The organism is Nitrospira sp. BLG_2 (assembly GCF_049222245.1).
In genome coordinates this window covers 1-5,408 of sequence record NZ_JBLYIG010000045.1, presented here as the reverse complement: position 1 = coordinate 5,408, position 5,408 = coordinate 1, and the positions used below count along the sequence as shown (strand labels likewise).

The window sequence follows — 5,408 nt, the reverse complement described above, 5'->3', positions numbered from 1 at the left end:
CCTCGGTACTCCACCCATAGTTCATGTGAGCGGACGAGGGCTTTCAATGTTTTGGCCGGGACGGGCTTTTTCTTGTAAAGGCTTTTACAGAGAGGGCCCACGGGTAGCGTTGCGTTGGAAGCGGATGGACCGGCCGCCTGGGCCCACGTGGCGGTGAGTCCGATGAGAACGATGATTCCCGCGATCGTGATCAGCGCAGAGAGTCTCTTCATTCGTATCTCCTTCATAGGCTCGGCACACGGCCTACCGCTTGGGCATTGATCCCTAGCCCCTCCTGGTAGGAAATCATTCTGGGTCGGCGAGGAGCAACGCATCACGCGGTGTGAGGGGAATCATGCGAAAGCTTGCGAAGCCGGGCAATCTGACGTCTGTTGAGCTCGGGCATGATCTTGTCATTGTCCATATTGCGACAATACGCGAATGTACGCCACAACGTCCTGCATTTCTCCATCGGTGAGCCGGCCGCGCCACGAATGCATCGGGCTGAAGACAATGCCGTGCTCGATGGTCCGCATCAGCTCTTCATCCGATTTGATGAACGATCGAAACCGCGAAAAATTCGTCGGCGGAACATTCAAGGAAGCGGCGGCAGGCCCGTCGCCTCGACCGTTTGATCCATGACAGTTTTGACAATGCCGATCGTACACGGCCTTTCCGCGTGCGCGGTCAGGAGGATAGTCCTGGGCCCCAAGAGAGGGGGGTATGATCGTACTGCCGAGAATAATGATCGCGCAGAGTTTGGCCGCAAAGAATCGATGCCGCGGGAACCGCTGGGAAATCGTGAACATGGCGTCAGCTTTTCTTTGTTGTGTGTGCGATAAATGGGCTGAAGAGCTGCTGCAGCTTCTTGCCGCCGCAGGCGGGGCATGTCACTTCCCCGGCCTCATGCTCCTTCAATGTCACCACGATCAACGACTCCTTTCCGCAGGCGAGGCACTTATAGTCGTACATCGGCATGGTGCGCTCCCTTCCGGCAATCAACCGAAAATCATGAGCGGGTAAGTCCCCTGGTGCAACAGAGCATGTGAAACACTGCCGAGCACCATGCGGGTGACGCCGCGGCGTCCCCGGGATCCCGCAAGAATAAGGTCCGGATTCAAAGCCTTAGCTTCCTGAAGAATCGCATCAACCGGAGTACCCAACGCGGTCTTTACGCGGGTCTGGTAACCCCAGGGATTGAGTTTGGCTGCCGTCTCCTCTAAAAAGTCGTTTGCCTTGCGGATGGAGTGGATTTCCATGTGCTCGGCCGAGACCGCATCTATCGGCCAGGGAGGCCTGGTATGGGGAAGGACGGTGAACAGAGTAATAATGGGGGGCTCGCGAAAGGGTTTCTGTTGAAGGAAGGCGAGGGCATGGTCTGCATCATAGTTGCCTTGTAGGGGAAGCAAAATTTGATGAAGCGTTTTCAAGGGACCGGGAAGAATGAATTTCGTGCCGGGCCCGAACGTCAGCACGCGGTGGGAGACACTTCCTATGAGCCGTTCCTTGATCGGTCCAAGGCCTCGGGTACCCATGAGAATCAGCCTTATTGTAAGTTGCTCAGCCAACGTCACGATTTGATCAGCAGGAGATCCGACGACCAGATGCTTCGTGACCGGCCCGACATCCAAGGGAAGCAACGACACAATGCGATCCAACAAACGAGTCCCATCGTCGTGCATGTTTCGCTCGACCGTCTCATACAGTTCTTGCGCCACTTCCGGCATCATCATGGGATAGGCCGGGCTCGGGACATCGAGCACGTGTACAATGTGCAGTTCATCGGCACGAGAGAGATATTTAAGGGATCGAACCGCCTCATACGAATGATCGGAACCGTCGGCTGTGAGCAAAATTTTCATGGCGTCACCTTCCAGCTGTGAATCTGATGGTTCGCTTCACATCACTCAAAATCGTAAGGGTAGTAGGACTGTCGCGATAATCAGATAAATCCCCACACGCAGCATGTCTTGGACGACGGTCGTTACCGGTCCACTGGCCAGAGCGGGATCTGCTCCGAGGCGCACCAACCCTAGCCGGCGGCTGCCATCACTGCGACAATCACTGCGACAATCGTGCCGATGGATGCCCTGACTGACGCTTCTCCGGCGAGTTGTGTCCACAACTTATCGCTCCAAGAAAAAGCCAGTGAGCCCGTGCCATTCTTTTCCCCGTTGCTTGCCGAGGATGATTTCAGCAAGTCCAATGCCGTTCAAGAAGAGATCATCGCAGAAGGGGTGAGGCGTATGGAGCGAAGAGGAAAGACACGTTACCGGGAAATTTTCTCGCTCCGTACCCTTTATCCATTACGTCTGCTGACGCCTTCTGCTACAGGAGACAGACGGCCGTTGTAGCAGAGAGCCCCTGCTTGCGGAGACGGAGCAATAGCCGATGGCACGAGCCAAGTAACAAATCCGTAGCGTCTTCAAGCCGACAGCTATCAGCCATCAGCTCTTGTCGATGGCATTGCCCTTGCTCGAATTCCTGGTCAGGAGGATCGTTCATGAAGCAGGATACTGATCTCTTCAAGACCATCCTGGTTCCCGTGGATTTTTCGCCCTGTTCAGACGAGGCTTTCCGGGTTGCCTGTCAGGTCGCGCGATTGTCCGGGGCGACGTTGCTCGTTCTGCACGTGATCGACACCAGCGCGCTTGCCGCATTCAATCGATTGGGTTTGTTGGCTGTTCCGTCCGACGCCGCTCCACAGCGCCGCCGCTTACGCCATCATGCACGGCTAAAAGTAAGGGAGTTGTTGGAATCCAGCGTAGCGACGGGTATCAAAATTACACGCGTGATCGTGGAGGGGGCGCCCTTCATCGAGATCGCCAAAGTTGCGCGCACGCGGAATATCGATCTGGTCGTGATGGGAAGCTACGGCGGCCGGTCCGGCAGTGTGGACAAGATTTTCTTCGGCAGCACGGCGGAAAAAGTTGTTCGTACAGCGGGCTGTCCCGTACTGACCGTACCGCTTGCCACACCCGTCTCACGGCCGAAATCGACACGCTAACGAACCGAAGGAGGAGATCATGACTATGGGAGAACATCGAATGCAGTGGCGGAGATGGGGAACGATTGCGTCCATGGCCTTTCTGGCCTGGATGTATGGCGCGGTCATTCTGGCACAATCCGAACAGGTGGTGGACGTGACGATCAAGGATTTTCGTTTCATGACGAAGCAAAATCCGTTGCGTTTGGGATTTCCAACCGTCATCAAGGTGCGGAATGATGACGCGGAACGGCACGATTTCAGCTCGACCGTGTTTGAAGGAATTCCGACACAGATTGAAAAGGACGGCGTCATCGTGTACGGACGAGGCGTCGGGGGCGTCTTTCTTGATCCGAAACGGGAAACCGCCATCCGCTTCGATATGACACGGCCGGGGCGGCACGTTTTCCGATGTTCGATTCATCCGACGATGAGCGGAGAGCTGCTCTTGTTGAGCGCGGAGGCAGTGTGAGCGCGTCCGAGGAACTGAAACTGCTCTTCGCGACGGACGGGTCGCATGGATCGGCGGCGGCGGAGGCCCATGCCTGCGTGTTGGCCAAGTCATTGGGAGCCTCGTTGACCGTGATGAGCGTTATGGAATTTCCTCCGGGGATGGATCCCGACTACGCGGTGAACCGACTGTATCTGGATGACTTGATGAAGGAGGTGACGACAAAATTGGTCGATCTGAAGGCGCGAGCGGTCGCTCTCGGGGTTTCCGTGGAGTCGTCTCTCGCCACGGGAATCCCGAGCGAGGAAGTGTTGGCCGTCGCGAGGACCCGAGGGGCCGATGTGATTGTGGTCGGCACGAGAGGGAAGACGGGCCTCGAACACATCTTGCTGGGAAGCACGGCTGAGCGAATTATTCGCATGGCTCCCTGTCCCGTCTTGACGGTGCCTGTGAAAAAACAAAGCGTAGATGGAGGCCCGAACACCGCCGAGTCGAGCGCCACGCTGAAGCGAATACTGGTAGCCGTCGATTTTTCGGACTGTTCGCTCGATGCCTTGGAGTATGGCGCGTTGATCGCGCAACGATCGAACGCTTCGCTGAAACTCCTTCATGTACTGGAGCCGGTGTCGTACGGCCTGGATTTTACCCTTCCCCGCACGGCGCAGCGGGAATCGAGCAAGAGAGCCGTCATGAAGCGGTTATCGGATCTTGTCTCCGCGCTCGGTTCCGCCGGCCTTGATTCCGACTCGCTGATTTCCGGCGGGCTGCCGGCTGATTCTATTCTTGAGGCGGCCCGAGCTCAGTCGGTCGACATGATTGTCATCGGAACTCACGGACGCCGTGGTTTGTCTCATGCGTTGTTCGGCAGTGTCGCGGAGTCCGTCATCCGTCGATCCTCATGCCCTGTTCTCACAGTCCGGAACGCGAAGTTACCGTCGAGTCATCGCCGTGTCCTTTCGGGGCAGTCGATGCCCATCAATGTTTAATCGAGGAGCAATCATGGGAACGCGCAAGACGACAACCGGGACAGTCAAAGGCCGGCTCACCTCCGCAACGAGACTTGCCGAGAAGCCCATCGAAATGCCGGGTGGCATGCGGGAGCGGATCTCGGATAAAGCGTACGAGCTCTGGGAACAGCGTGGCCGTCAAGATGGGCATGCCCTCCGCGACTGGCTCGAGGCCGAAACAATCATGATGAAGGAAATCCAGAAAGCCCGTGAGTGATCAGGCGGTAGGATTTTGGACCCCGCGGCCTCCGTCTCTTAATGGAGTGCTCTCCCGCCTGGAAAGCCTTTCGCGCAAGCCGGAATTCAGGCTGCAACGGGAGTTGGCACAGGCACGCGCGCTCAAGCCGTATGTGGAAGGAGACGCAGGACGGCTTGTGGCGCCGTTTGAGCAGGAAATAGAACTGGCGAGCCTGTACCTGTTCTGCGATTATTACCCGGATGACGGACAGCTGACGCTTATCGAACAGCTGCGGGACGTCATCACCGAACACATTCCCGAAGAGGAACGGCAGTGGCTCGATCCCCTGAAACATTCCTATCTCGATCTACTCAAACCGACCTCTCCGCCAAAACCCGGGCAGGATGTAGTCGTGCGATCGCTCGGTGATGGAACGAGACTGGTTCTGTCAGGCGGAGAATTCACCAAGGATCTTGCGGCGGACCATCCGTTGCTGACCCGGGTCCTTCATGATCCGAACATCCATGCGTCCGAAAAGGCCGTATGGGCCGGCTGCGGAATCGCCATGTCGCAAGCTGATGCGGATGCCTTGCTTGCCGTTACGTCGGAATGGCGCCGAGAGATGGAGGTGACGACCGGGTCCTTTGCGCTGGGAGAATGGAAAGAGTTCACCAAGCGATTCGGCTACATGCTTCTTTGGGCGTTTGCGCAACGGCGCATGGATGTGTTGGCGGACGCGGTGATCCGTATCAGATATCGCTCTCCCAACGGGCAGCCCTATCTGTATGCGGTCGCTCTGTACGCTCA

Annotated in this window: 9 protein-coding genes; 5 read left to right on the top strand and 4 right to left on the bottom strand. The window is 57.1% G+C overall.

What is annotated here, in order from left to right:
- The 4 genes from ACOSYY_RS01310 to ACOSYY_RS01295 all read right to left on the bottom strand — a co-directional run.
- Positions 1–212: hypothetical protein (locus ACOSYY_RS01310; RefSeq protein WP_421660442.1), on the bottom strand; the 212-nt coding region annotated here is incomplete at its 3' end.
- 180 nt (positions 213–392) lie between these two features.
- Complete coding sequence (locus ACOSYY_RS01305) at positions 393–788, bottom strand: c-type cytochrome (RefSeq protein ID WP_421660441.1); 396 nt, start codon at positions 786–788, stop codon at positions 393–395.
- 4 nt (positions 789–792) lie between these two features.
- Positions 793–957, bottom strand: coding sequence for an FmdB family zinc ribbon protein (locus ACOSYY_RS01300; protein WP_421660440.1), 165 nt, complete (start codon positions 955–957; stop codon positions 793–795).
- Positions 958–977: 20 nt separating this feature from the next.
- Positions 978–1,841, bottom strand: a complete 864-nt coding sequence (locus tag ACOSYY_RS01295) for a universal stress protein (protein ID WP_421660439.1) — start codon at positions 1,839–1,841, stop codon at positions 978–980.
- A 641-nt stretch (positions 1,842–2,482) separates the two neighbouring features.
- Here ACOSYY_RS01295 and ACOSYY_RS01290 point away from each other — a divergent pair.
- From ACOSYY_RS01290 to ACOSYY_RS01270, 5 genes are all read left to right on the top strand, one after another.
- Positions 2,483–2,986 carry a universal stress protein gene (locus tag ACOSYY_RS01290; RefSeq protein WP_421660438.1) on the top strand — a complete coding sequence of 168 codons (504 nt, stop codon included), beginning with the start codon at positions 2,483–2,485 and terminating at the stop codon, positions 2,984–2,986.
- 19 nt (positions 2,987–3,005) lie between these two features.
- Positions 3,006–3,437 carry a cupredoxin domain-containing protein gene (locus ACOSYY_RS01285; RefSeq protein ID WP_421660437.1) on the top strand — a complete coding sequence of 144 codons (432 nt, stop codon included), beginning with the start codon at positions 3,006–3,008 and terminating at the stop codon, positions 3,435–3,437.
- Positions 3,434–4,402, top strand: coding sequence for a universal stress protein (locus ACOSYY_RS01280; RefSeq protein WP_421660436.1), 969 nt, complete (start codon positions 3,434–3,436; stop codon positions 4,400–4,402). Before ACOSYY_RS01285 ends, ACOSYY_RS01280 begins: the two co-directional genes overlap by 4 nt.
- A gap of 13 nt (positions 4,403–4,415) precedes the next feature.
- Positions 4,416–4,640, top strand: coding sequence for a DUF2934 domain-containing protein (locus ACOSYY_RS01275; protein WP_421660435.1), 225 nt, complete (start codon positions 4,416–4,418; stop codon positions 4,638–4,640).
- A partial coding sequence (locus tag ACOSYY_RS01270; protein ID WP_421660433.1) for a hypothetical protein occupies positions 4,633–5,408 on the top strand: 776 nt, incomplete at its 3' end. The genes ACOSYY_RS01275 and ACOSYY_RS01270, both read left to right, overlap by 8 nt.

What these genes read in the sequence shown, in the direction of transcription:
- ACOSYY_RS01305 (WP_421660441.1), bottom strand. Translation starts at nt 788, where the DNA reads ATGTTCACGATTTCCCAGCGGTTCCCGCGGCATCGATTCTTTGCGGCC.
- ACOSYY_RS01300 (WP_421660440.1), bottom strand. Translation starts at nt 957, where the DNA reads ATGCCGATGTACGACTATAAGTGCCTCGCCTGCGGAAAGGAGTCGTTG.
- ACOSYY_RS01295 (WP_421660439.1), bottom strand. Translation starts at nt 1,841, where the DNA reads ATGAAAATTTTGCTCACAGCCGACGGTTCCGATCATTCGTATGAGGCG.
- ACOSYY_RS01290 (WP_421660438.1), top strand. Translation starts at nt 2,483, where the DNA reads ATGAAGCAGGATACTGATCTCTTCAAGACCATCCTGGTTCCCGTGGAT.
- ACOSYY_RS01285 (WP_421660437.1), top strand. Translation starts at nt 3,006, where the DNA reads ATGACTATGGGAGAACATCGAATGCAGTGGCGGAGATGGGGAACGATT.
- ACOSYY_RS01275 (WP_421660435.1), top strand. Translation starts at nt 4,416, where the DNA reads ATGGGAACGCGCAAGACGACAACCGGGACAGTCAAAGGCCGGCTCACC.